At 35.3% G+C, this 25,199-nt stretch carries 30 protein-coding genes; 15 read left to right on the top strand and 15 right to left on the bottom strand.

The features are described from left to right. Positions 1–55: 55 nt before the first annotated feature. Complete coding sequence (locus QUF91_RS14990; protein WP_285397813.1) at positions 56–997, bottom strand: helix-turn-helix transcriptional regulator; 942 nt, start codon at positions 995–997, stop codon at positions 56–58. 100 nt (positions 998–1,097) lie between these two features. Here QUF91_RS14990 and QUF91_RS14985 point away from each other — a divergent pair, with 100 nt between their 5' ends. Further along, a complete protein-coding gene (locus tag QUF91_RS14985) occupies positions 1,098–1,625 on the top strand; it encodes a dihydrofolate reductase family protein (protein WP_289418307.1) in 528 nt (175 codons plus the stop codon). Between the two features lie 353 nt (positions 1,626–1,978). Here the strand turns inward: QUF91_RS14985 and QUF91_RS14980 are convergent, their stop codons facing one another. The 3 genes from QUF91_RS14980 to QUF91_RS14970 all read right to left on the bottom strand — a co-directional run bounded on the left by QUF91_RS14980 (position 1,979) and on the right by QUF91_RS14970 (position 4,072). Next, positions 1,979–3,001: a serine hydrolase domain-containing protein gene (locus QUF91_RS14980; protein WP_289418305.1), complete on the bottom strand. Its 1,023-nt coding sequence runs from the start codon at positions 2,999–3,001 to the stop codon at positions 1,979–1,981. A 65-nt stretch (positions 3,002–3,066) separates the two neighbouring features. Next, the gene (locus QUF91_RS14975; RefSeq protein ID WP_289418303.1) at positions 3,067–3,822 is read right to left on the bottom strand and encodes a class I SAM-dependent methyltransferase; all 756 of its coding nucleotides are present in this window, start codon (positions 3,820–3,822) and stop codon (positions 3,067–3,069) included. A gap of 76 nt (positions 3,823–3,898) precedes the next feature. Beyond that, positions 3,899–4,072, bottom strand: coding sequence for a hypothetical protein (locus QUF91_RS14970; RefSeq protein ID WP_285397792.1), 174 nt, complete (start codon positions 4,070–4,072; stop codon positions 3,899–3,901). 121 nt (positions 4,073–4,193) lie between these two features. Between QUF91_RS14970 and QUF91_RS14965 the strand changes: the two genes are divergently transcribed. Beyond that, the gene (locus QUF91_RS14965; RefSeq protein ID WP_285397793.1) at positions 4,194–4,718 is read left to right on the top strand and encodes an AAA family ATPase; all 525 of its coding nucleotides are present in this window, start codon (positions 4,194–4,196) and stop codon (positions 4,716–4,718) included. Positions 4,719–4,776: 58 nt separating this feature from the next. On the opposite strand, the gene ku is transcribed toward QUF91_RS14965, so the two are convergent. Next, complete coding sequence (ku, locus tag QUF91_RS14960; protein ID WP_289418301.1) at positions 4,777–5,595, bottom strand: non-homologous end joining protein Ku; 819 nt, start codon at positions 5,593–5,595, stop codon at positions 4,777–4,779. Positions 5,596–5,700: 105 nt separating this feature from the next. Between ku and QUF91_RS14955 the strand changes: the two genes are divergently transcribed. The 4 genes from QUF91_RS14955 to QUF91_RS14940 all read left to right on the top strand — a co-directional run bounded on the left by QUF91_RS14955 (position 5,701) and on the right by QUF91_RS14940 (position 9,012). Beyond that, complete coding sequence (locus tag QUF91_RS14955) at positions 5,701–7,524, top strand: DNA ligase D (RefSeq protein ID WP_289418299.1); 1,824 nt, start codon at positions 5,701–5,703, stop codon at positions 7,522–7,524. 202 nt (positions 7,525–7,726) lie between these two features. After that, a complete protein-coding gene (locus QUF91_RS14950) occupies positions 7,727–8,203 on the top strand; it encodes a PH domain-containing protein (RefSeq protein WP_289418298.1) in 477 nt (158 codons plus the stop codon). Between the two features lie 309 nt (positions 8,204–8,512). Further along, on the top strand, positions 8,513–8,659 hold the full coding sequence (locus QUF91_RS14945; protein WP_289418296.1) for an NUDIX hydrolase: 147 nt from the start codon (positions 8,513–8,515) through the stop codon (positions 8,657–8,659). After that, the gene (locus tag QUF91_RS14940; protein WP_289418295.1) at positions 8,656–9,012 is read left to right on the top strand and encodes an NUDIX hydrolase; all 357 of its coding nucleotides are present in this window, start codon (positions 8,656–8,658) and stop codon (positions 9,010–9,012) included. The genes QUF91_RS14945 and QUF91_RS14940 overlap by 4 nt, the downstream gene beginning before the upstream one ends. Before the next feature lie 60 nt (positions 9,013–9,072). Here QUF91_RS14940 and QUF91_RS14935 read toward each other — a convergent pair whose 3' ends face one another. Next, positions 9,073–10,029, bottom strand: a complete 957-nt coding sequence (locus tag QUF91_RS14935; RefSeq protein ID WP_285397798.1) for an MBL fold metallo-hydrolase — start codon at positions 10,027–10,029, stop codon at positions 9,073–9,075. Positions 10,030–10,972: 943 nt separating this feature from the next. On the opposite strand from QUF91_RS14935, the gene QUF91_RS14930 reads away from it, so the two are divergent. The 3 genes from QUF91_RS14930 to QUF91_RS14920 all read left to right on the top strand — a co-directional run bounded on the left by QUF91_RS14930 (position 10,973) and on the right by QUF91_RS14920 (position 12,642). Continuing rightward, positions 10,973–11,767 carry a phosphotransferase family protein gene (locus tag QUF91_RS14930; protein ID WP_289418292.1) on the top strand — a complete coding sequence of 265 codons (795 nt, stop codon included), beginning with the start codon at positions 10,973–10,975 and terminating at the stop codon, positions 11,765–11,767. Positions 11,768–11,806: 39 nt separating this feature from the next. Continuing rightward, entirely contained in the window at positions 11,807–12,118 is a 312-nt protein-coding gene (locus tag QUF91_RS14925; RefSeq protein ID WP_289418291.1) for a hypothetical protein, read from the top strand. A 71-nt stretch (positions 12,119–12,189) separates the two neighbouring features. Then, positions 12,190–12,642, top strand: a complete 453-nt coding sequence (locus tag QUF91_RS14920; RefSeq protein ID WP_289418290.1) for a VOC family protein — start codon at positions 12,190–12,192, stop codon at positions 12,640–12,642. Positions 12,643–12,874: 232 nt separating this feature from the next. Here QUF91_RS14920 and QUF91_RS14915 read toward each other — a convergent pair whose 3' ends face one another. Further along, positions 12,875–14,116 (bottom strand): nucleoside permease, encoded by a 1,242-nt coding sequence (locus tag QUF91_RS14915; protein ID WP_285397802.1) that lies wholly within the window; start codon positions 14,114–14,116, stop codon positions 12,875–12,877. Positions 14,117–14,859: 743 nt separating this feature from the next. Here QUF91_RS14915 and QUF91_RS14910 point away from each other — a divergent pair. The 3 genes from QUF91_RS14910 (at position 14,860) to QUF91_RS14900 (ending at position 16,508) form a co-directional block, all read left to right on the top strand. Continuing rightward, positions 14,860–15,078 (top strand): DUF3955 domain-containing protein, encoded by a 219-nt coding sequence (locus QUF91_RS14910; protein ID WP_285397803.1) that lies wholly within the window; start codon positions 14,860–14,862, stop codon positions 15,076–15,078. A gap of 430 nt (positions 15,079–15,508) precedes the next feature. Then, positions 15,509–16,201 carry an ABC transporter permease gene (locus QUF91_RS14905; protein WP_289418289.1) on the top strand — a complete coding sequence of 231 codons (693 nt, stop codon included), beginning with the start codon at positions 15,509–15,511 and terminating at the stop codon, positions 16,199–16,201. 91 nt (positions 16,202–16,292) lie between these two features. Continuing rightward, the gene (locus tag QUF91_RS14900; protein WP_285397805.1) at positions 16,293–16,508 is read left to right on the top strand and encodes a hypothetical protein; all 216 of its coding nucleotides are present in this window, start codon (positions 16,293–16,295) and stop codon (positions 16,506–16,508) included. A 111-nt stretch (positions 16,509–16,619) separates the two neighbouring features. On the opposite strand, the gene QUF91_RS14895 is transcribed toward QUF91_RS14900, so the two are convergent. Continuing rightward, positions 16,620–16,961, bottom strand: a complete 342-nt coding sequence (locus tag QUF91_RS14895; protein WP_285397806.1) for an ATPase — start codon at positions 16,959–16,961, stop codon at positions 16,620–16,622. Positions 16,962–17,438: 477 nt separating this feature from the next. Between QUF91_RS14895 and QUF91_RS14890 the strand changes: the two genes are divergently transcribed. Both QUF91_RS14890 and acnA read left to right on the top strand, forming a co-directional pair. Then, the gene (locus QUF91_RS14890) at positions 17,439–17,699 is read left to right on the top strand and encodes a hypothetical protein (protein WP_285397807.1); all 261 of its coding nucleotides are present in this window, start codon (positions 17,439–17,441) and stop codon (positions 17,697–17,699) included. Between the two features lie 259 nt (positions 17,700–17,958). Next, positions 17,959–20,664 (top strand): aconitate hydratase AcnA, encoded by a 2,706-nt coding sequence (acnA, locus tag QUF91_RS14885; protein ID WP_285397808.1) that lies wholly within the window; start codon positions 17,959–17,961, stop codon positions 20,662–20,664. Between the two features lie 138 nt (positions 20,665–20,802). Here acnA and QUF91_RS14880 read toward each other — a convergent pair whose 3' ends face one another. The 6 genes from QUF91_RS14880 to QUF91_RS14855 form a co-directional block, all read right to left on the bottom strand. Then, positions 20,803–21,201, bottom strand: coding sequence for a hypothetical protein (locus tag QUF91_RS14880; protein WP_289418287.1), 399 nt, complete (start codon positions 21,199–21,201; stop codon positions 20,803–20,805). 150 nt (positions 21,202–21,351) lie between these two features. Then, positions 21,352–21,606 (bottom strand): hypothetical protein, encoded by a 255-nt coding sequence (locus QUF91_RS14875; protein WP_289418286.1) that lies wholly within the window; start codon positions 21,604–21,606, stop codon positions 21,352–21,354. Then, positions 21,603–21,773, bottom strand: a complete 171-nt coding sequence (locus QUF91_RS14870) for a hypothetical protein (protein WP_289418284.1) — start codon at positions 21,771–21,773, stop codon at positions 21,603–21,605. The genes QUF91_RS14875 and QUF91_RS14870 overlap by 4 nt, the downstream gene beginning before the upstream one ends. Beyond that, a complete protein-coding gene (locus QUF91_RS14865) occupies positions 21,770–21,916 on the bottom strand; it encodes a hypothetical protein (RefSeq protein ID WP_289418283.1) in 147 nt (48 codons plus the stop codon). The genes QUF91_RS14870 and QUF91_RS14865 overlap by 4 nt, the downstream gene beginning before the upstream one ends. Then, positions 21,913–22,278: a hypothetical protein gene (locus QUF91_RS14860; RefSeq protein WP_289418281.1), complete on the bottom strand. Its 366-nt coding sequence runs from the start codon at positions 22,276–22,278 to the stop codon at positions 21,913–21,915. The genes QUF91_RS14865 and QUF91_RS14860 overlap by 4 nt, the downstream gene beginning before the upstream one ends. A 46-nt stretch (positions 22,279–22,324) precedes the next feature. Continuing rightward, positions 22,325–23,467 carry an MFS transporter gene (locus QUF91_RS14855; RefSeq protein ID WP_289418280.1) on the bottom strand — a complete coding sequence of 381 codons (1,143 nt, stop codon included), beginning with the start codon at positions 23,465–23,467 and terminating at the stop codon, positions 22,325–22,327. Positions 23,468–23,644: 177 nt separating this feature from the next. Between QUF91_RS14855 and QUF91_RS14850 the strand changes: the two genes are divergently transcribed. Then, positions 23,645–24,496: a LysR family transcriptional regulator gene (locus QUF91_RS14850; RefSeq protein ID WP_285398997.1), complete on the top strand. Its 852-nt coding sequence runs from the start codon at positions 23,645–23,647 to the stop codon at positions 24,494–24,496. 48 nt (positions 24,497–24,544) lie between these two features. Here QUF91_RS14850 and QUF91_RS14845 read toward each other — a convergent pair whose 3' ends face one another. After that, positions 24,545–25,129: a DJ-1/PfpI family protein gene (locus QUF91_RS14845; protein WP_289418278.1), complete on the bottom strand. Its 585-nt coding sequence runs from the start codon at positions 25,127–25,129 to the stop codon at positions 24,545–24,547. Positions 25,130–25,199: the final 70 nt, after the last annotated feature.

Here is a 25,199-nt window from a genome sequence, read left to right as displayed (position 1 = left end):
CCAAAAAGTAGTATCGATAAGTGTTACGCCAATCTTACAAAATCGTCATATAGCCTTACTCATTTTCTTGATACATAGATAAAATTTCCTTTGCATGCTGTTGTAAATTAGCGATTAATTCTTTTGGTTCTACAATTTGAGCATGTTTACCCAGCCGATAGAAAAGGGGACTAATAAAATCAAGCTCACCTTTGTCTATAATGGAATCAATATGACCTGTTCCATCTTCATCTATGGCGACAAAATCCTCCAGGCTTGGATCGCTTTTGCATTGACGTACACCTTCCCTTGATAATAAGACGTGTAAACGAATGGGTTGTTTATTTTCATATGTGCTGCCAAACCACTCCTCCAAGCTTAAGAATTTATCTTTGTTTTCTTCATTTTCTATAGAAAGAATACGATCTACTCGAAATAGTAAAATTTTTTGTTTCGTAAAATCAAAGGCAGGCATATACCATAATCCATCATGTGCGTAAACACCAAGTGGATGAATATGTTTCGTAGTTGTACCTGATTTGGATTCATATTGGATATGAAGATTTTTATTTTCAATGGCTGCTTCTAAAACATTTTTCAATAAAGGTGTTTCTATGGCTCTTTTAGGATTCCAAAAGGCGATATAGGATTGAAGTTTATCCACTTTCTGCTTGGCGTCATGTTGAAGTGAGCTATATAATTTATGAGAAGCGGAGGAGATTTCCGCATCAAAGGGCAAATCACGGTAATATTTGAGTGATTGAAACGCAAAGAAAATTGAAACGACCTCATCTTCTGTAAATAAAATAGGGGGAAGAAGTCTGCTCGTTAGGACAGTATAACCACCGTTTCGTCCTTGTTCCGCGTAAATAGGTAAGCCCATATCACCTAAATCTAAAATATATCGATGAACTGTACGAATTGAAATATCGAATTCATCAGCAATTTCTTGTGCAGTAAATTTCTTTTTTGCACTCACAAACAAAAGAATATCTAATAAACGTTTTGCTTTTGACATTTTTTCACCTTTCATTGTAATCATGCCAGTAGTTGTCATGTTTTAGGTTTAGTATAAATGTTGATCATGAATTTTTCAAAGAAGAAAGGGAGATGACGATATGTCACGAGAAATCATATTATATGTTGCGACTAGTTTGGATGGATTTATAGCGAAAGAAAATGATGACTTACAATGGCTGGAAGAGGCTGAGGTGGAAGGGGATGCTGGCTATTCCGACATGTATCAATCTATCGATACCATTATTATGGGTAAAAGAACGTATGATTGGGTTGTTGAGCATACGGAGACCTTTCCATATCCTGATAAGAAATGTTATGTATTCTCGACTTCATTAAGTGGTAAAAACGAACATGTTGAGTTTGTGAATGAGGATGTCGTAACGTTTTCGAAAAAGTTAAGGGAACAGGAAGGCTCGAAAATATGGATGGTTGGTGGAGCTGACATACTTGATGCATTTATGAAGGAACAGCTGATCGATGAATTGATAATTACAATCACACCCCATCTATTAGGCTCTGGCATTCCGCTGTTTAAGAATAATAATCCATTTCAAGAGTTGAAGTTAGCCAATACGACTCGCTATGGACAAATGGTGCAAATGCATTATAGGGTGAAGAAAGGCTGAGACAAAACCTCATTTTTCTACAGCGAAAGTGGAGCGGAGCGCAATGGCAGCGATAGAAATCTTTAATGAGCTGCAGTTTTGAGATTTTATACTAACCTCATTGTCGAGAACTTTTGATTGTTTATCGACCAACTTTATCGTTTTATCAACCAACTTTTGGAAAATATCGACATCTATCTTCATGCAACACTCTCTGACCGTACTGATAATTTACGTCCTTATGACATAAGCATATTTTTTTACGCAAAATTTAAAAACTTAACATCAAAAAAACGCGAGAAATCAACGTTTCTAAAATTGATTTCTCGCGCTTTTTAAGGTTTTGACCAGTTTTGTCCCAGCCACTTTCTTGATTACGAAAGCGAATGATAGATTTCACCCATGATTCCCTTCATTTGATGTACACCAGTATCCGTATTCGTCATCATGATAATACCTTTTTCTAGGTATGGATAAGCTACTAGCATACATTGAAACCCAACACCCCAGCCAAGCGAGGAAAATTCGAGTTTCTCTTCAGCTACATCTAGAAATACACCTAGGCCTACCCATTCCTTACATCCTTGAGGTCGAAACAATTCTTTTATTCGTGTTGCCGTAAGACCAAGTTTACTTTGTCCTTTTATAGCACTCGTAACATCCAATAATAATTTTGCTAAATCGTTTGGAGTAGTCCATATACCACAAGCTGCAAGGTATGGATAAATAGCGTATTTTCCTGAGATTAACTCGCCATTTTTATCATGACCACATGCAAAATTATCCGTATTTGATGTTGAAAGAGTGCTAGAAAATGTGCTGTTTGTCATGCTCAATGGCTGAAAAATAAGTTCGTCCATAAGAACGGAAAATGGTTTGCCCATTGTGTCTTCAATAAGTAATTGAATAACGCAAAAGCCTGCATCGGAATAGTGAAATTCACTTTCGGGTTCATACGTTATCTCAATAGGCGTTTTGCAGTAGGGCGTTTTACCATCCAATATTTCTAGCATGGATGGCATGTCATTGAACGATTCTACTGCCGTAAAACTGCTTTCCGGGTCCACAATACCTGATTGATGGCAGAGTAAGTTACGTAATGTAACTTTTTTATGCTTTGTAAATTGATTGTCAGGAACCTTCCATGAAACTAGCTTCTTATTAATATCTTCATCTAAGTTTAAAAAACCTTGCTCCACCAATTTCGATACTAATATGCTTGTTAGAAACTTACTTATCGAACAAGCATTGAAAATCGTGTGCTCATTAATTTTTTGATCGCTACCTGCTTCTAGAACTCCAAAATAATCTGACTTACTGATTTTGCTCTTTTCGATAGTTACAAGACTGAGGCCAGTTATACGATAATGCTCCATGCGTTCACTAATGTTTATCATTTAGTTTGCTCCTGGTTTTTTCTTTATTATAACAGAAAATAGAACGAATGTTTGTGTTATGGATTTTATTTTGTTAATCGCGCATGTACAATCATAGAAGGACTATCCTTCGTAAATTCACTTTTTTTCCATGAACCGTATAGATGTAATAATTCAAAACCGTTTTGTTCTAATAGTCGTTTCAATTCCATTGGATATGTATAGCGAAGTAGAATTGAATCTTCGAAAGTTGAATGTTCTAGCTTATTTATAGAGCGACAAGTTAAGATTTGTGTGACAGGATTATATTCTTCGCGATGCTGAATGGTTAGTTTTTCACCTTTGCTATTAACTGAACTTTCTTCGTATTCATCCACGATAGACAGTTCGTTTAGAAGCGCATTTCTCGTATCAAATACAAATTCTCCACTTGGATGTAAGTGCTTTTTAACGGATTGGAATAAAGCATTTTGACTGTCATTAGTTAAAAAATGTTGAAATGAATTTCCTGTCATATAGATGAAATTTGATGAAATAGGTAATTGAAGTTGCGTGCAATCTTGCAAAGAGAAATGCACTTGTACATTCTGTTTTTTCGCTTTATCAATTGCCAATTGAAGCATCCCTTCATGGATATCTACTGCATAAACATTGAATCCTTGCTTGGCTAGGGGGATAGCTAATCGACCTGTGCCACTAGCTAATTCAATGATCGGATCGATATTCTTCCTAAGAAGATTTTTAATATAATGTAAATCTACGTTGTAGTTTTCATAAATTACATCATATTCAATAGGGTTTTTATATTTCTCTAAATTTCCACTAAACTCATTTTGATCCATACAATTCTACTCCTTCAATATTTTATCTTTACTTGAGATATATTGTATAATAGATGCAATATTCGCACAAATCGAGCTATACCGTAAATGTGTAGTCGATTTCCGTTCCGGCTGAGCGCCTTGTTGCTATCGCTTTGCTTTCGCACAGACAAAACCTTGTTGCTATCGCTTTGCTTTCGCACAGACAAAACCTTGTTGCTATCGCTTTGCTTTCGCACAGACAAAACCTTGTTGCTTTCGCACAGTGCAAAACTTCCGAGGGGCGTCCGATGAGCCGCTTCGCTCAAGGGTCTCAGCTGTGACGCTATTCATCTCTAACTTTAGGTGATGAGCTACAAAATTAACAAACTTTAAAGGATAGGAGGGCTTTTTTGAACAATACATTTCCACAAAAAATACATATCATCGGCTCTGTTGGGAGCGGGAAAACAACGTTAGCGAAAGAATTATCTTTAAAATTCAATATCCCTTATTATGAATTAGATAATGTTGTTTGGACAAGAAAAGAATCGGGGGATATAAGAAGGACCAATCAAGAAAAGATAGATCATTTAAATGCTATCATTCAAACTAAAACTTGGATCATTGAGGGCGTACATAATGAGGAGTGGGTAGCACAAAGTTTTCATCATGCCGACTTGATTATTTTCTTGGATACAAATTATGCCGTAAGAATTTATCGAATAATCAAAAGATTCATTTTGCAAAAAATGAGTCTGGAAAAGTCACATTACAAACCGACTTTTACAATATTCATCAAAATGTTTCAATGGAATCGATATTTTGAAGAGATTAGTAAACCTAATTTTTTTCAAAAGTTTAGCGGTTATCAGGATAAGATATTGGTCATAAATAATGAGAGGTTTACACACAGGTACTTAAATGGAAATGACTAATTGTCCACTTCCACCACATCAAAAGCGTATCCCAAAATCAGGATACGCTCTATCTTTTTTAAGCATTTTTTTTCGTTTTTGTTGCTCGTTTTCTTGTTGTTGGCTTTTTCGTTTTCTCTAAGGAAGCTTGAAGTGCTGTCATTAAGTCCGTGACATTATCAGGTACCGGACGTTTATCGCTAGTTGAGATTGTATTCGTAGCTTTTTTCTCCTCAATTAGCTCCATTAACGCATTACGATAGTCGTCTGTATATTTTTCAGGGTTAAATTCTGTTGTTAATTGGTCAACGAGCATTAGTGCTGTTTCTAACTCTTTTGGAACGACCGTTTGTTCACTTGGAATACTCGGCACATCATTCACACTTCTTACCTCGTCAGGGAAATGAATTGTTTCCATCACAAGGGCATTTTGATAAACACGAACAATCGCGAGCTGCTCTTTTGAACGGATAATAATTTTGGCAACGCCTATTTTTCCAGATTGCTCTAATGTTTGACGTAATAGGGAATATGCCTTACTGCCAGTCGTATCAGGGGATAAAAAATAAGTTCGTTCAAAATAAATAGGATCGATTTCGGTTAATTTAACAAAATCTATGATTTCAACTGCCTTATCTTCATTTTCCTTACGCAAGTTCTCTAATTCTTCTTGATCTAATACGACAAACTTATTTTTGGCATATTCATAAGCCTTGACAATATCCTCATCTTTAACTTCTTGATTACAGCCTTCACAAACCTTTTTATAGCTAATAGGTGTATGACATTCTTTATGGAGCTGTCGCAGTTTAATGTCTTTATTTTCAGTTGCGGCATGTAGTTTCACTGGTATATTGACAAGTCCAAATGAGATACTGCCTTTCCAAACTGTATGCATTTGTGTCACCTCGTTTTTCTTACTATGATATATTTTGCTTATTTTTATGTATCTTAAAGTGAAATCGTCAGAAACTGAAGGTAAAAAGCAAAGTAGGTATTCATTATGAAACCAATGCTATTAACAGAAGTGCTTGAAACGCCTATTGGTGAAGAATGGTTGTACGAAATAAAATTTGATGGATTTAGATGTATGTTAGTATGGGACGAACAGCCAATGTTAATAAGCAGAAATGGCAATAACTTAAATCACTTGTTTCCAGAGATACTGGATTTTTGTCTGAGCATATTTCATCAAGTAAAAGCTTATTTACCATTAACATTTGATGGGGAATTAGTGTATTTAACGAATGATTTTAAAAGTGAATTTTCGCTTGTTCAAAAAAGAGGTAGGATGCAAAATAAAGAAGTTATTGCTGCACATGCAAAAGACTTTCCTTTTCATTATATTGCTTTTGATTTACTGAGCTATAAAGGGGAGTCGCTGACAAATAAATATTTAAAAACTCGCAAACAGCAACTGGCTAAGCTTTTTAAGACTTTAAAGCTTCCTGTGATGATCAATTATGAAGATCAACGTCGTATGCAAGCACTTAATGGTGTAGAACAGAGTGAGCCTCTTTGGAAGGCTATTAAGATTTACAATGGAGAGGGAATGGTTGCGAAGAAGAAAACTAGTAAATGGGTTGGAGATACGCGCTCGACTCATTGGTTAAAAATTAAGAATTGGCGCTATGTAACGGTCATAGTGACTAAATATGATCATGGCAATGGCTATTTTCATGGCTCTGTTTATCAACAGGAGGAGCTAGTTGAAGTCGTTAGTTTTAAACATGGACTGTCAGAGGAAGAGCGTAAAACACTCATTGCTTTCTTTCAAGAAAATGGACAGAGGAATAATGAAACATGGGAACTGGAGCCATCCATTTGTGTTGATGTAGCATGTATTGATTTTGATGGAAGCAAATGTCGAGAACCACGTTTCCATGCATTTCGACTGGGGACGATGGTTCGGGATTGTCATTGGCAGCACATGCAGCGTCAACTTTATCCTATTCCTGATACTGTTCAAATTACGCATCCTGATAAACCTGTTTGGCCTGAAATCGGTATTACGAAGGATGGATATTTGCAATATTTACAAATAATCTCTCCGTATTTATTACCTTTTTTGAGAAATCGTCCGCTTACATTAATTCGGTTTCCACATGGGGTTCCGGGTGAAAGCTTTTATCAAAAAAGTAGTCCAGAGAAAATACCTGAATTTGTTTCAACAGGATGGATGGACAATATTAATTATCTTGTGTGTAACAATCTTGAAACATTATTGTGGCTAGGCAATCAGCTTGCGTTAGAGCTGCATATACCTTTTCAAACGTTGCAAACAGAGTATCCGACTGAAATTGTCTTCGATTTAGACCCTCCGTCGGTAGAGCAATTTTCACTGGCCGTTCGTGGGGCGTTAGATTTAAAGGAAATTATTGATTATTTTAAGCTACAATCTTTTGTTAAATCATCGGGTGGAAAAGGATTACAGCTATATATACCGTTACCTGAAAATGCATTTTCCTATGAAGAGGTGCGAGTATTTACTGAATTTATCAGTCGTTTTTTATGTGAGCAAAAGCCTGAACTATATACGATTGAGCGCTTAAAAAAGAATAGGCATAACAAATTATATTTAGATTATGTGCAGCATGCAGAAGGGAAAACAATTATTGCACCATACTCAACACGTGGTAATGAGAAGGGCTTAGTGGCAACACCATTATACTGGGAGGAGGTCAATGAACAGTTAACACCAGACCTCTTTACCATTCCAGCTGTACTGGAGCGAATGAAAAAAGTGAGCAATCCATTTAAAAATTTCCGTCAAGTAGGGGAGAGGCAAGATTTTCAATCAGCTTTAGAACGGATAAAGGAGCAATGATTTTCTTCCTAAATATGAACAGGAAAACCTCGATAAAAGCAAAAAGCATCGGCTTTAGTGTCGATGCTTTTTAATAAACTTATTTATAATTATCTGAATAGTCTTTTATTTCGTTTGCTAAATCAATAATTAATGTTAAATTACTTATTAAGGTTGGCTTGATCTCCTTATTTTTTCTGTCCGTTAAATGGTTGGTTTTTTAATGGAAATTAAAAAGAAAGGTGGGATAATTCCTATGGTATATCATGCAAAAACAGATATTATTTTAGCAATAATTATATTTTTATTGGTTTGGATGTTTGGGGCTATACCATTGTTTCTATTTATCAGATCTTTATCAACTGTTATTATTATGTCAATGGTCTTTATTATTTCAGTAGTTTTTATATGGTGGTACGCAAATTCTATTAAGTTTGTTTTCTGTGAAAATTATCTTTTAGTGAAAGGTGGACCATTCAAAAGTAAGATTCCTTATCAAAGTATAACGAGGGTTTCTCCAACGACAGATAAGTATACTGGTTATCTAATTTCATCATCTGATAAGGGTCTTGAAATATTTTATAAAACAGCAGCTCACGGTAGTATAAAAATTTTACCGAAAGATAAAATGAAGTTCATTTTAGAGTTAAAAAAACGATGTCCTAATGCTCAGATTCCTCACAATCAAATATTTGATTAATTGGTTAAATTTTTATCAGTAATCCTTTACTTTTTCTTCTGATTGATAGGGAAGGAGCAGGATTTTAATCTCTTGGATGATTTAATTGATTGATAGAGAGGGCGGAATTACTACACTGGCCCTCTTTTTAATTTATATCATCAACTTCTTAAAAGTTAAGGATTTGTCAATTCTCTTAGACGTTATATATTCTGTTGATAAGTCTTTGGTGAATTCCAATCATTTAAACTCAAATGTAGTCCATGCAATATTGAGAAAAGATAGCTACATAGAGTGATCAAGTTAACGTTTGAAAGGCAGGAGATTCAGTTGGATAAACAAAATCAAGACATTACCTTCCCAACTAAAGAAGGAGTGTTCAATATGAGGATGGGCGCTATAATTCTTCGAGATGATAAAGTGCTAATGGTTAAAAATAATCGTGACCCTTACTACTACTACGTTGGGGAAGAGTGAAGTTACCGGAAACTTTGGAAGAAGCTGTCATTCTCGAATGCTTTGAAGAAACCAAAGTGCATGTTGAAATTGATCGTTTAGTGTTTATTCATGAAAACTTTTTTCCCGTTCAAAGCGGTCCATATGGTGAAACGCAATTTCATGAAATATCATTCTTTTATTTGATGAAATCTATTGAAGTCGAAATTAAGTGTGAAAGCTACACTAGTGATGGTATTGAAGAAAAATTAGAATGGTTACCTATTTCAAATCTTCAGGATGTCTTTCCATTCCCAGAGTTCTTTAAATCAGAACTAGTTTGCTTGCCTGCTGAAATCAAACATATCGTAACGATTGAAGAAAAAAGAACATAAAAGAAAACAGAGAGGATTTCTCCTCTCGTATTTGGGGTTTAGTACATCAGTGCTAATGCTTTAATTTTGGGCATTCTTTTTCTCTAAGTAATCCAAAATTCCCATTGCCGAAACAATTGTATCAAATGGGATTGTTTGATATACCGGATGATTTTCTTCGATGCCATTTTCCTGTAAGTAGTTGTACAAAAGTTTCTTTAAGCGAGTATCTAAAAATTGTACTTGTTCTTTAAAATCACTAGATACCGTTAACGCCTTTTCCCCTTCAGCTAAGAATAGTGGTGTCCAATAGCGCACTTGTCTATAAGCTTCAGCTGGATTTTTATATGCACCGAAATGACCGAAATACAATTCAGTAGCATTTAATTTTTCGTAAAGCTTGATAGATTGCTCCATCGTATCTGGGTCATACTGATTCGGCGAAGTGGAGGGAATAATTAAATCAATTGCTTCGCTCTCCATTTCTGGATAACGTACACCAGTTGTATCTCCAACAAACAATCCATTCGTAGCAGAATACAGCATCGATACATGATGCTTTGCATGGCCTTCCGTATGATAAAACGTTAGCTGATGTTGACCTAAAGATAATACTTCCTCATGTCCAATTTCTATAATGCGCTCAACATCGATAGGTACAATTGGATCAAAAAGACGATCAAATTCTGATCCATAAACACTTTTTGCACTGGCGATTAGACGACTAGGATCAACCATATGAGATACACCTCGTGGATGGACAACGAATGTAGCATTTGGACAACTTTGTAAAAATAATCCCGCACCTCCAGCATGGTCTAAATGGATATGTGTAACAATTACATATTGAATATCCTCTAAAGAAATATGTAATTCCTCTAAACCTTCAACTATATATGGCATAGAAGGACTGGCAGATGTTTCGATTAATGTAATTTTTTCGTCGATAAGCAAATAAGAGCTTGTACGCTGTTCCCGATTTAAATCGTGTGTATCAATACAATAAAAATTTGGTGCAAGTTGTTGGACTCTACTCATGAAAATAATCCCCTTCCGATTTTGAAATGTGTGAAATATTCTCTAATGTGCATTTTTTATCTGTAAAAGTAGTGATTATACTTTATGATAATAGAAAAACAATCTGAGTGTCCATTCATTTTTTCGCTGAGCAAAATGTAACTTCCTCAGATCTACGAACTTTGTTAATAATTCATACCCTTAAAGCATGCTCCATTTATTTTAGTATCGAAAATTTCACTAATTTCTGGAAAAATAAGGCTCTTCACCATAACGTGTGGTTGATTTCTTTGCTAGAAAGAGCTTGTTTTTCGATAAAAGCCCAAAAAGTTTCGATAAAATGAGATTTTGTTTCGATAAAAGCTCAAATAGTTTCGATAAAGAGCGATTTTGTTTCGATAAATCCAGGATGTGATGCTCTTAGTCTTCGTTCCTCTACATGCTCGCCACAGGGTCTCATCTGTAACGCTAATCCCCAAGGAGTCGCCTAGTCGGAACGAAGATCAATTAATACATGGCATATATTTTAACAAATGTCATCCACAACTTTTGGTGATGACCCAAAAACAACAGGAATATTGAAACATATGGAAGAATTAATCTATAATTAAAGTTTTAAACGGTGGAGAAGCGATGTTATTCATAAGTATAGTATTATCCATACTTATGGCTTTTGTATTTGGAGTATGTAACAGCCTATGGAAAGCTTTTTCTTTTTTGAGCGATAGCGATACAAAGAAATCCCTGAGTTATCTGATATTCAAATAAAGTTGATTAGAATCGGTAGCGTAGTCGCTATCATTATTGAAACAATCTCTTATTGTTGTTGAAATTGATATTTTAATGTTAAAGGCGGTCACTAAGTTATTAGAATTCTAGTGGAAAATAGATTGACATAATTATTTTGATTATTTGGTAAGGGGAAGCGTATGCTAATATCTTTTCAGAGGTGGGGGTTTTTTTATTGCAGCCAATACAGGTAGATGAAATACCAGAAGAAATAAGAGAATATCTAAAAAACATTGACTGTATTAAGTTTCCAAGACAAGGATACACCTCGAATGTTGCGATTATTCAGAGTCATCAAGGCTCTTTTGCTCTCAAAAGAACAACAGGTGAATGGTTCTGTTCTTTGTTAAAAAGAGAGGTTTCTGTACTAAACAGATTGGCAAAGGAAACAAAACTACGTGTTCCGAAAGTTGAGCTATTCGTTGAACAAAAGCAAGATAGTCAATGTTGGGCACTTTTTGAATTCTTTCAGGGTGAAACTATCCGAATTGCTTTAAAAGATGAGAAAAATAAGGAAATAAGACAAGAAATAATATTTAACTTTGGCAAACTCTTAGCTGATGTTCATTCAACGCCTTGTCCAAAGGAACTAATACACCATAAAAACTGGCTTGAGCAAATGATAAGTCAAGCAAACGATAATCTTATTAAAAATGAAGTAGATGGAACTAAGGAATTATTGGAAAAGGTTAAAAAATATAAACCAGATCATTATAAGCAGACGTTAATTCATGGAGACTATACAATTGATAACGTATTGGTTTCCAACGGGGAAGTGACAGGTGTTATTGATTGGGGGAGTGGAGCATACGGAGACCCAAGATATGATGTATCTCTTGCAATTCGACCGAAACCAAATGTCTTTGAAAACGAAATCGAAAAACAAATCTTTTTTGAAGGGTACGGTGAAAATATAATTGATGACAAAATATATGAGTATTTTGTTAATGGATTATATGAGTTCTTTTAATATTTATTTCGCTAAATTCTGGAGGGTGTTTGTATAATTATGGATATTTCTATAGCGGGGTTTTTTTTATTTTTAATTTTTTTAACAAACGGTGTGTTTTTATATTTCCATAAAGTGAAAAATATTTCTTTGATACGCATTGGATTATTCGGTGCAATTTTGATACCAGTTGTTTTTCTATCTTTGGTTAAATTCATCTCAAGTATTTTTAGTATTGGTGACGATTTTACGTATATTAGTATGTTTTTTATGATTATAGTGTTTTTCAATAGTTTGATTTATGTATTAGTTGGAATTTTTTCTGTTTTTAGATACTTTATTGAAGATAGGTTTTTTAAAGATTCAGACTAAAGATTGATGTAAATGGAATGTGTTTTTAATATATTATTTCATAAATAAAGATGAAATAGGAGAATATTGAAATGATTAAAGGTTTATATGAAGCACATTTACCAGTTCGTAATTTAGAAAATTCGATTTTATTTTATAAAAAGTTAGGGTTAGAACTCGCGTATAAAAAAGGAAAAGTCGCTTTCTTTTGGATAGTTAAAGGAGAAAGCTGGTTAGGATTATGGGAAAATGATAGTGTTCAATTAAAATACCATCCATCTATCCGACATTTGGCGTTTAAAATTGATGAAGAAGATCTTGAACATGTGAAAGAGTGGTTGTCTTCAATTGGCATAGAAGTTCGAACTGAATTTGGCCTTACTTCTGAACAGCAACCTTTAGTTTTATCAAACAAACCTCATGCGCATGCAGCAATCTATTTCTCAGACCCAGATGGTAACTCCTTAGAATTAATTACACCATTGAGACTAGATGATGTTGAGGATTTTAATGAGATGTCTCTTGAAGAGTGGAGAAAGCGTTAAAGCCATATAAAAGCATCCTGAAGTAACTGAAGGTAGCCGGTTTTTCTGCTAAAGTAAAAGAGCCTTATACCGAGAACGGTAAGGCTCTTTCTTGTACTTGAAAACAAGCAAGGGTAGGATTTCCATCACCTTGGATTTCCGATTAATGGAAAACATATTTCCCGTGAGTAAGTGAGGAGATACAGTTGGATATTGTAGTAACATTCTTATTAGTGAAGACAAAAGCAAACGGTCAAATTTTCATTTCATTGCTGTCATGATTATATTTAAAAGTTATCGCAAAAATTATTGCTAAAACGAGAGTATAGGCTCCAAAAAACAACCAAATGTTTTGCCAATTTCTTACTCCATCAACTGTATAATAATCAACTACTGTTCCGCTAATTATAGCCCCCACATAGGCGCCGATTCCATTTACCATTGTACTAAATAATCCTTGAGCGCTGGCGCGAATTCGAGGATCGACTTCTTTTTCTACAAAAATGGCTCCCGAAATGTTAAAGAAATCAAATGCACAACCGTAAACAATCATAGATAATAATAACAATAAGAATCCTACACCGACTGGACTTCCGAATCCAAAGAATACAAAGCGTAATGTCCATGCCACCATGCTGATGAGTATTACTTTCTTAATTCCAAATTTACGTAAGAAAAAGGGAATGGTCAAAATAAAGAATACTTCTGAAATTTGCGACACTGATAATAAAATAGCTGGATATTTAACGGCAAAGCTATTCTTATATTCTGGGTTCAACGCGAAATCGTGTAAAAATGGATCACCAAATGTATTGGTAATTTGAAGGGCAACACCTAATAGCATTGAAAAAAGGAAAAACAAAGCCATTTTTTTTCGTTTAAAAAGAACAAAAGCGTCAAGTCCTAAAAGGCTAACTAACGACTTATCCTTTATGGCATTGGAAGTTGGGCAGGTAGGAAGAGAAAATGAGTATAGTGCAAGTACCATCGATGCTCCACTAGCTATGAATAGCTGAATATTACTTAATTCAAGCTTAGCAATACTAATAATCCACATCGCAAGAATAAAACCAATTGTCCCGTAGACACGTATAGGCGGGAAGTCCTTTACGATATCGAACCCCTTTTTTTCTAAGCTAACATAAGAAATTGTATTCGATAAAGCAAGTGTTGGCATATAAACAATCGAGTTAAAGAACATTACCCAAAACATAATAGTATGATCAGCAATTTGAGCAGCTGTAAATAGGGTAATCGCACCGAGGAAATGTAAGATTCCATATAAAATATTTGCTTTTACCCAGCGATCTGCAACAATGCCTATAATACTTGGCATAAAGATGGCAGCAAGACCGGTTGAACTATATACAAATCCAACTTGTGCACCAGTAAAACTCAACGTATTAATCATATAAGAACCGAGTGTAACAAGCCAAGATCCCCAAATAAAAAACTGGAGAAAAATCATTATTTTAAGACGTAATTTTATATTCATTTTTTGCCTCCTATAGAAGGTGATGAAGTTCTTTTGTAAAGAACGTTATTCTACGATTGTTCATTTTATAGTTTGAGCTAATACTGATGAATTCAACAGGCATTTTTCGTTCATAAAAAATTTTTATTGTCTGATGTAATGAAATACAAACACCTTCTCCCATAAGTCGCTATATTGACTCTAGAACTGTTGACATAACTACAGCATTTACTCCTAATGTCAGATTCATACGAGTTTTAATTGAAGTTTCTCTTGCTAGTTCACATCTCCTTGCAAAGGTAGCCGAAAATAAAACTATAGAAAATTAATCGTCAAATAGTTGTTAAAATGACAAAAGCCCAAGATGGCAATTAATTCTGCTATCTTAGGCTTATTTATATTTTATTTTTGCATTCACTCCACTTTTATTTCAGTAAAGTGAAAATATAACGTCAACACGTATTGTTAAAAACAATAATAATTTATTGTTTTTCGATAAATAATTATTGACTAAGGATGAGGTTTTAGATATTATGATTGTAGAAAGTTGAGAAAGCGGTGAGGCATCAAACAGTATTGGTTGGAATTTATAATCGTATTAACTGGGGTGTTATTTTGTCACCTGGAATTCCTTCGAAAAGCCTGTAGATGTTGGAATTTCTGTACAGATGTAAGTTGTGGGAATGATTTTTCGATTCAAAATACAAACAGGATAAAAAATAAGTGTATTAACAAATAAACTAACTTTAATGGAGGAAGATATTATGAAAATGAAATATGTAATTGCATCTACACCAATTCTTTTAGGAGTAATCTGTTTTCTTGCAAAGGCCATCATTGGAAGTAATGTAGCTGCAGATGGCAAATTAGAGGAACCTTTCTTCTTGATTCCAATTGGATACTTATTATTGTTCATAGGGATTGTGTCTTTATGTGGAGTGACGCTAGTCTCAATGTTTAAGAAAACACAAATTTCAAACTAATATTATATTGAAAAGATCGGGATTCTCTTCATGAGATCCTGGTCTTTTTTGTATTCAACTTTAAAATTAATAAATTTGTAAGGAATGAGTAAGAAAAAAGTGAAAATCGATTCGTACAATTAAATTACAAAATGAAAGGAGAGCGAATCCATGCTTAAACTAATGATTGTCGCAATTTCCTTAGCAAGCAGCTTCACGGCATTGGGATCTACACTTGGGATTAGACTTACGTTTACAAAATATTTAGGACTCATAGCATTCATGAATTTTCTTCTGAAATTCACATTTATCATTTTTTTAGCTGTTATGTTATTCCGTATAGTAATGGAAGGATTCAAGCATAATGATAGTTTACCAATATTTAACATAATAAGTGTACTTATATGACCGTGTAGTGAGACGACAATCTAGAAGAGGAGGGGTGAAAGGGATGTTACAGCTAATAAAGCTAGAATTGAAGAAATTTAAATTAGGTTGGTATGTAAAAGGTGCGATTATCGCAAATATCCTATTAACAGTAATAATGTGTTTCGTAATTTATTTAGCACATAGTGAGGGTGATTTACTAATTACAGTGTATCAGGATGTATACATATTGATTGGTGCAAGCGTTAGGGCAACGTTTATTGTATTTGCCTCTGTATTGATTTCGAAAATAGTCATTGAAGAATATAAAAATAAAACAATATCCCTTTTATTTTCTTATCCTGTTAATAGGAAGAAAATCATCGCTAGTAAACTGCTGCTAATCGTATCGTTAACGTTAATTACTATGATGCTGTCTAATATCGTTGTTGCAGGACTATTTACTATCGTTAATATTTATATCCCTATAGTTCCATTTACATTAACTGTAAATCGATTTCTAGGAGAAGTCATTAACATGGTTCCTTTTGTAATTGCCTCTGCGGGAATGAGTTTAATTCCATTATATTTCGGAATGCGTAATCATTCTGTTCCGGTCACAATTACTTCATCACTTATTGTAGTGGCCATTGCTTGTTCTTATAATCCAGAAATCTCCTTGGTGACATTTATTCCACTTCAAATAGGGCTTGCAGTTATTGGAGGAGCAATTGCTTACTTAGGCATTCGTAATATTGAAAGGGAGGATGCGGTTTAACTTGAAGTATGTACAAACACAAAGCCGATTCCGAGCAATTTTGCCATGGCATTATTGATTTTAATATCTAAGTTTAAGGAGAGAGCGTAAAATGCAATTAGAAAGTATTTTTTTCAATTCTTCATTAAGTACACCGTTTTTTACCATTCTATCAATAGTATCTATTGCGATTGGTTTAAGCCTGACTATTTTTGGTCTTGTAAAGCAAAAAAAACAAAAAAATAGCACGTTGGCGACATGTTGTATTGGTTTAGGCTTATTAATTATTATTACCCATACAATCCAAATCGTTGTGAGAGTAATTTAAAAGAAAATAAATAGTAAAAAACAAAAAATTTCACATCAGAAAAGCATGAGAAATCAACGTTTTTAAAATTGATTTCTCGCGCTTTTTAAAGTTTTGACAGCCACTTTCAAATTAAAGAATCTGTGTTAATTCTGAGTTAACTAATCTTTGGGCAGTAATGATAACACCTGAAGCAGTTAATCCGTAAACGCTAAATAATCCACCATTTTGATTTGGAGCAATTTCAACTTCATATTGAGCCGAAGTTCCAACACTTGCATCTATAAAAGTAGAGGAATTAGCACCTACGTTAAAAGCAGTCACTGATAGTAATTGTCTTGTACCGTTCAGTCTGAAAACTCTAATTAGTCCGGAAAGTAAGCCTCCAGTAAGGTTAAGAACTTTAATACGAACGCTACTAGCATTAGCAGGTAGATTTCCTGTATTTTCAATCGGACCAGTAGTTAAAGGCATTTGAAATTCACCTCCTTTGCAAATAAAAGTTTTATAATCTGCAGCTTACATATTCATAGTATTCAGTACTCTACTGAATGCTTTAGACATATTAATCAATTTGTTATTAATTAAAAAATGTGTGAATTGATTAAAGGGAAAATTATTAAAGATAAATCTGAAAGCAAACCAGAATATGGATTGTGCTAGAAGAAGCATATACTAAGCCTAATTTCGAATTGAAAAACGAACTGAAAATCTTTGGATTCGTTTTCGGGATAATATGTGCAGGGGAGTGAGTAAGTGGTTTCAAAATGCTAGTAATCACAAAATAGACAGTCCGTTTTTTTATTACATTTGATTTTAAAGATTTTTTCTTGAGGTTTTTATTACATATTTAAAAGGATCCATGCTGTGACATTAGGTTGAACGAAGAATAAAAATGTGAATGTTCTAAATATTCAAGGATAACAGTTGTTGTAAATACGTTTTTTTGTTATGATTGCTTCTATTATTACTATTACTTGTCCGGGAAATTTAACTTATTTCAGCAATATTTTTGTAGCGACGGATACAGAAGTCTCCTACCCCTATGGTGAACAGATGAATGCAGATTTAAGTTACTTTTCAGAGGATGTCAAAACATTCTCTGAAAATAAGTTAAAATCTCTGGCGGATGTCACGGATTCGGAAGGGAGTACTTTGTACAAGCACAAAGCCAAATCATTGATTTTTTACTGGATCGCCATTTCAAAATAAAAAACTACAAGTACTCCCTTTAAAACATTTAGCTTCTAATGTATAAAAATGTCCTTTCAGCAAAACCTTCATATTATGCACATCAAAAAATTAAATACATTTAGGTTAGAAATCAAGGTCATAAGAATTACTTATTGAAAAAGATAATATTAATGTAATTTACTTATGAATATTAATGCGTTATCATGGGTATTGGAGAAAAGATGCTTTAAATTTTTTTAATAGGCCTTTTCAAAAAGATATTTAGGGGGATCCGCAAATGGCACAAGGTAATTTACACAACAGCCGCGCATCATTCGAAGTTAATGGTAAATCTTATAATTACTATGACTTAGCTGCGATTGAAAAAGCTGGCGTTGCAAAAGTTTCAAACCTTCCTTACTCAATCAAAGTATTATTAGAATCTGTTTTACGTCAATATGATGCATATGTAATCAAAGAAGAGCACGTAAACGAATTAGCAAAATGGGGTAACGGTGCAGATCCAGAAGCTGAAGTACCATTCAAACCTTCACGCGTTGTATTACAAGACTTTACTGGTGTACCAGTAGTAGTTGACCTTGCTTCTCTACGTTCTGCTATGAAAGAAATGGGTGGCGACCCAAGCAAAATCAACCCTGCTATTCCAGTTGACCTTGTAATTGACCACTCAGTACAAGTTGACAAATACGGTAATGCATCTGCATTAGCAGCAAACATGGACCTAGAATTTGAACGTAACGCTGAGCGTTATAACTTCTTAAAATGGGCTCAAACTGCTTACAATAACTTCCGTGCTGTACCACCAGCAACTGGTATCGTTCACCAAGTAAACTTAGAGTATTTAGCTCCAGTTGTACATGTAAACGAAAATGCTGACGGTACTTTCGAAACATTCCCAGACTCAGTAGTAGGTACTGACTCTCATACAACAATGATCAACGGTATCGGCGTTCTTGGATGGGGCGTTGGTGGTATCGAAGCTGAAGCAGGTATGCTTGGTCAACCTTCATACTTCCCAATTCCAGAAGTTATCGGTGTTAAATTAGTTGGCGATCTTCCAAACGGAACTACTGCTACTGACTTAGCATTAAAAGTAACTCAAGTATTACGTCAACGTGGCGTAGTTGGTAAGTTCGTTGAGTTCTTCGGACCTGGCGTAACTAAATTACCACTAGCTGACCGTGCGACAATCTCTAACATGGCTCCTGAATATGGTGCTACATGTGGTTTCTTCGCAATTGACGAAGAATCATTAAACTACATGCGTTTAACTGGTCGTGACGAAGAGCACATCGCGGTTGTAGAATCTTACTTAAAGTCTAACCACATGTTCTTCGATCCAACTTTAGAGCCAGTTTACACTGACGTATTAGAAGTAAACTTAGCTGAAATCGAACCAAACCTTTCTGGTCCAAAACGTCCACAAGACTTAATTCCACTATCTCAAATGCGTACTCGTTACAAAGAAGCAGTAGTGGCACCACAAGGTACACAAGGTTTCGGTTTAACTGAAGATGAATTCGCAAAAACTTCTGTAGCTAAATTCGCTGAAGGTGATGTAGAAATCCCAACAGGTGCTGTAGCAATCGCTGCAATCACTTCTTGTACAAATACATCTAACCCATACGTATTAATCGCTGCGGGCTTAGTTGCGAAAAAAGCTGTAGAAAAAGGTCTAACTGTGCCTAAATGGGTAAAAACTTCTTTAGCACCAGGTTCTAAAGTAGTAACTGGTTACCTAGAAGATTCAGGTTTACAAACTTACCTTGACCAAATCGGTTTCAACACTGTAGGTTACGGTTGTACAACATGTATCGGTAACTCAGGTCCATTACTTCCTGAAATCGAAGAAGCAATCAAAGAGAACGATTTATTCGTAACATCAGTTCTTTCTGGTAACCGTAACTTCGAAGGCCGTGTACACCCACTTGTAAAAGCTAACTACTTAGCTTCACCACCACTTGTTGTTGCTTATGCACTTGCTGGTACTGTGGATGTTGACCTACAAAAAGATTCATTCGGTAAAGACAAAGATGGCAACGAAGTATTCTTCGCTGATATCTGGCCTTCAACTGAAGAAGTTAACGCAGTATTAGGTACTGTAGTTAACCGTGAATTATTCCAAAAAGAATACGAAACTGTATTCACAGCGAACGAAAAATGGAATGCAATTGAAACATCAACTGAGTCTCTATACACATTTGATGACAAATCAACTTACATCCAAAACCCACCATTCTTCCAAGGTCTTGCAAAAGAGCCAGAAGCTATTAAAGGCTTAGACGGCTTACGCATTATGGCGAAGTTCGGTGACTCAATTACAACTGACCATATTTCTCCAGCTGGTGCAATCGGTAAAGATACACCTGCAGGTAAATATTTAATCGAAAACGGTGTTGCAATCCGTGACTTCAACTCATACGGTTCTCGTCGTGGTAACCACGAAGTTATGATGCGTGGTACATTTGCAAACATCCGTATCCGTAACCAAGTTGCTCCTGGTACAGAGGGTGGATTCACTACTTACTGGCCAACAGGCGAAGTAGAGTACATCTATGACGCATGTATGAAATACCAAGAGCAAGGTACTGGCTTAGTAGTACTTGCTGGTAACGACTACGGTATGGGTTCTTCTCGTGACTGGGCTGCGAAAGGTACATTCCTACTTGGCGTGAAAACTGTTATCGCACAATCATACGAGCGTATCCACCGTTCTAACTTAGTAATGATGGGTGTTCTTCCACTTCAATTCATGCCAGGTGAATCAGCTGAAACTTTAGGCTTAACTGGTAAAGAAGAAATCTCTGTAAACATTACTGACAACGTAAAACCACGTGAAATCTTAACAGTTACTGCTAAATCTGAAGACGGTTCAGTTAAAACTTTCCAAGCTTTAGCTCGTTTCGACTCAGAAGTAGAAGTAGACTACTACCGTCACGGTGGTATCCTACAAATGGTTCTTCGCGCAAAAGCTGCTGAGTAATCATTTAAATATGAAAACCGATCTCCTAGGAGGTCGGTTTTTTTATGCACTTCTGTCAAAACAACTCATCGAAGTAACGGATAGAAGTTCCGAAAAACAAAAAACCTCAATATAAAGAGGTCATTAGTTTTAAAATCTTTACTTTTCTACAATTTCCAACTGTTTGTAATAGTTCTCTACAATAGGATAAATATCTGGGTTTGAATCATAGTAGATATCATCAATTTCACTTAGTGTAAATTTAAATTCTCTTTTACTATCAAAAAGAGTAATACCGTATTTCCATCCAACACGTTTTTCTTGATTTTCTTGTGGAGTAAACTTTATATCTTTAATCAGAGAAACGAATTCATTGATTTGTTCTTGCTTAGTTATCGTTTTTGAAGCACCAGTTGAACCCTCTTGGATGATTACTTTATCTATACTTTCAATTTTTGCTTCCTTATAAAAGGCTTCTAATGATTGCGTTTTTTCATTTGTACAAGCAGAAATCAAAAATAGACTTACCAACAAAATTAGAAACAAAAATTTTTTCATTAGGCTGCCTCCCAAAAAAATGTATTCTATTGCCAATTAGACGAAATAAATTACAAATAGTTACAGATTGTGGGAGTTTACATTTAATGCAAGCTACAACTTTTTCAAACGCCATTACCTAGATAATGGTAGTAATGCACTTTATAATTCTTAGTGATTGATAGCCCGGTTAAAGTGATGGATAGACACCTCCGGATAGGCAAAGTGACGGATAGAAAACGGAGTGACGGAAAGAACAATCAAAGCGACGGATAGAACTTCAAAGTGACGGAAAGAACAATTGAAGCGACGGATAGAACAGTCAAAGTGACGGATAGAAAACAGAGCGACGGAAAAAACAGTCAAAGTGACGGATAGAATCATCCGAGCGACGGAAAAAACAGTCAAAGTGACGGATAGAATCATCCGAGCGACGGAAAGAACAGCCGAAGCGACGGATAGAAAACAGAGTGACGGAAAGAACAGTCAAAGTGACGGATAGAATCGTCAGAGCGACGGAAAGAATAGCCGAAGCGACGGATAGAAAACAGAGTGACGGATAGAACAGTCAAAGTGACGGATAGTATCGTCAAACTGGCGGAAAGAACAGCCGAAGCGACGGATAGAAAACAGAGTGACGGATAGAATCATCAGAGCGACGGAAAGAACAGCCGAAGCGACGGATAGAAAACAGAGTGACGGATAGAACAGTCAAAGTGACGGATAGAATCGTCAAAGTGGCGGAAAGAACAGCCGAAGCGACGGATAGAAAACAGAGTGACGGATAGAACAGTCAAAGTGACGGATAGAATCATCAGAGCGACGGAATGAACAATCAAAGTGACGGATAGAATCGTCAGGGCGACGGAAAGAACAACAGAAGCGACGTATAGAACAGTCAAAGTGACGGATAGAATCGCCAAAGTGATGGATAGAACCTCCGAAATCGTGGATAGAAACGTTAAAATCGTGGATAGAACCTCCAAAATCGTGGATAGGGCCTTCAAAATCGTGGATAGGACCTTCGATATGACGAATAGAAGTTTCAAGATGAATGATAGAGTCTTCAAGTTGCAATTCTAACCATCGAAGCGACAAATAAAATCATCGAATCAACAGTTAGAGCCGCAATTGTTAAATAAATTTAATCGCTAAATTTTTTCTTCATGCTATAAAACTGTAAACAAATTGCAAATGACATAGAAATTACTGCAAAATAAATCAACTTAATTGATCCAATTTGTAAGGACAATACAATCCCGCCTAAGCTTGCGCCTATTGCACTGCCTAAATAATTTACAGAGCTGTTTAATGCCACTGCTGAGCTTCCGTTATTTGGCTGATATGATAGTAAAATATGTTGTTGAGGTGCTTGACATGCCCATCCCATTGCTCCCCAGACAAAGAACGGTAAGTATTTTATTATAGGTAAGTTAATCATTAATGGTATACAAATAATGGATAAAGTTAAAGTAAATAATATGATTGTAACCAAAGTTTTTGGTTTTCCGAAATAGTCGATTAAGTAACCAATTATTATACTTCCAAATAAGCCACCCAATCCCCATGCCCAAAGATATATCGTTAAGTTACTGGAGCCTGCCATTTCCTCTAATAGGGGAGATAGATATGTGTATAAGCCAAGGCTGGCAACACTGCCGAAAAATGTTATACATACAGTTATAGTTACTCTTTTATCTAGGAACATTTTTAGTCGTTCGTTAAGGGCGGGGGGAGGTGTTGTTGGGAAATCGGGTAGGAAAATATACATACATAAAATAGAAATTACACCGATCATCACTAATAGCCAAAGTGTTACTTTCCAATCAAATAAGTTTGATATATAGATTCCTAAAGGAACGCCAAGCACTGTTCCCATACTCATTCCTCCGATAGTCAACCCTAGAGCTCTCCCTTTTTTTTCACTAGAAACGAATTTTGTAGAAGCTGCTACAGCTAAAGGTGAAAATAATCCAGCCCCTGTCCCCGCAATTGCTCTTGATAGAAGAAGAATAGAAAAAGTCGGCGCTAAAGCTGTAATACTATTTGCTATAGTGAAAATAAGCATTGACCATATTAAGATTTTTTTAATTGGTTTTCCTGCAAGTAAAGAAGAGAATAATGGCGCTGAAATTGCGTAAAATAAAGTAAAAACGCTCACAGCTTGGCCGACTTGTGACGTGCTTTTTTGATACGTATCGCTAATTCCTGGAAGAAGCCCTGCGATCACATAGGCATCAAAGCCCAAGGCAAACATGCCAAAGGATAATAATAAAACATTTTTCATCTATTGAACCTCCATATATTAAAGATGCTAAGCATTTTTTCGATTAGTTAACTTATAACAATATGTTATAATCGAAGCACCTTCTATATTTAATAGATTACTAGAAAACGTTGAATATGGAACAATCACTATTTTATAAGGGTATAACAAAACGTTATAGGCTATGGAGTGAATATAATGAATGTAGAATGGATACACAGTTTTATTGCCGCTGCCAATCAAAAAAGTTTTTCTAAAGCTGCACAAATCACTAATCTTTCCCAACCTGCACTAAGTAAACATATACGAAACTTAGAGAATAATCTTGGTATCGAGCTATTTCATAGGACATCTATTGGTATCGAATTAACAGAAGCTGGCGAACGTTTTTACACTAGAATTACACCAGTTTTGACTGAATTAACATCTATTCGTGAAGAATTACAGCAATTTAGTCAGAGTAACCCTATTGCAATCGGTGGTCTGCCTAGCTTAGCCACTTACTATTTGCCAAACAAAATGAATGAACTTAAGCAACTAGATCGACCTATAACATTAATGATTCAAAATACTTCAAATGAACTGTTACAATCTTTAGAAAAAGGTAGACTTGATGCAGTATTTGTGGATGCTAAATATACGGGAGAATCTTTGTGGAGTTGGGAATTGTTTACGGAACCTTACTATGCTGTGTTTCCTTTGAATCATCGTTTTAATTCAAGAGCAACAGTTGAGCTTGCTGAATTGTGTGAGGAGCCGCTTATTGTTCATGAAGCTCCTTGTGATTCAAGGAAGGAGATAGTAGAACAAATACAATCTCTTGGCTACACACCAAATATCATAACTGAGGTAAACTTTGGGGATTTTATTTTTGGAGCAGTAAGTACTGGAATGGGAATTACGATTGTTCCAGAGCTTATGGCTAAAAATATCGGTCATCTTCAGCTTTTTGCCTTACCAATTAATAATTTTGGAAGAACAAGAACAATTTCATTGGTTACAAAAAATAAAGAATTTGGATCGAAATTATATCAATTAATATCAAATTAAATGGAATGAAGCTGTATCCAAGTGTTTAGTGGAGACAGCTTCATTAAATTAATTAAACCCCATTAAATCCTTTACCTTCTTTGTATTTTCCACAGATGTCAGCCTTTCTAGTAAACAAAAGGCAACATCAAATGCAGTACCTGGATTTGAGGATGTAATAATGTGCTCAGTCTGAACAACCCGTTCATTTACGATATCTGCACCATAGGATTGTAGCTGTGCTAATCGTTTACTAGTTGGATGATTATAAGTAGTAGCTTTTCGATTATGTAGTACTCCGCTATGACCTAAAATAAGGGAAGCTACACAAATTGTCGCAATAGGTTTTTTGTGTTCATCGAAATGACGAACTACCGCCTGGAACTCCTCGCTAAAAGCATCTTCATAAAATCCAGCCTCTTCAAAGCCTCCAGGAATCGCAAGTGCATCAAAATCCTCTAATGAAATTTCATGAAGCAACTTTTCAGGAGCTACGTTAAAATTCCATGTACATTGCAATTGTTGATGCAATCCTACGGTCAGGACCTCTGTTGTGCCATCACCCTCCCATTTATTCCAGCCAAGTACATCTGTAAAAACACTCGCCTCAACTGCCTCAAATCCATTTGCTAATAGTAATAATATTTTTTTCATGTTATTAATGCCTCCTTTATACGTCTAATTGTAGAGAATAATGCTATTCAATGACAGAATCTGTATAATG

This window comes from Lysinibacillus sp. G4S2 (assembly GCF_030348505.1).
In the GTDB taxonomy this organism is placed as follows: domain Bacteria; phylum Bacillota; class Bacilli; order Bacillales_A; family Planococcaceae; genus Lysinibacillus.
This window is presented reverse-complemented; position numbering and strand designations above follow the sequence as displayed.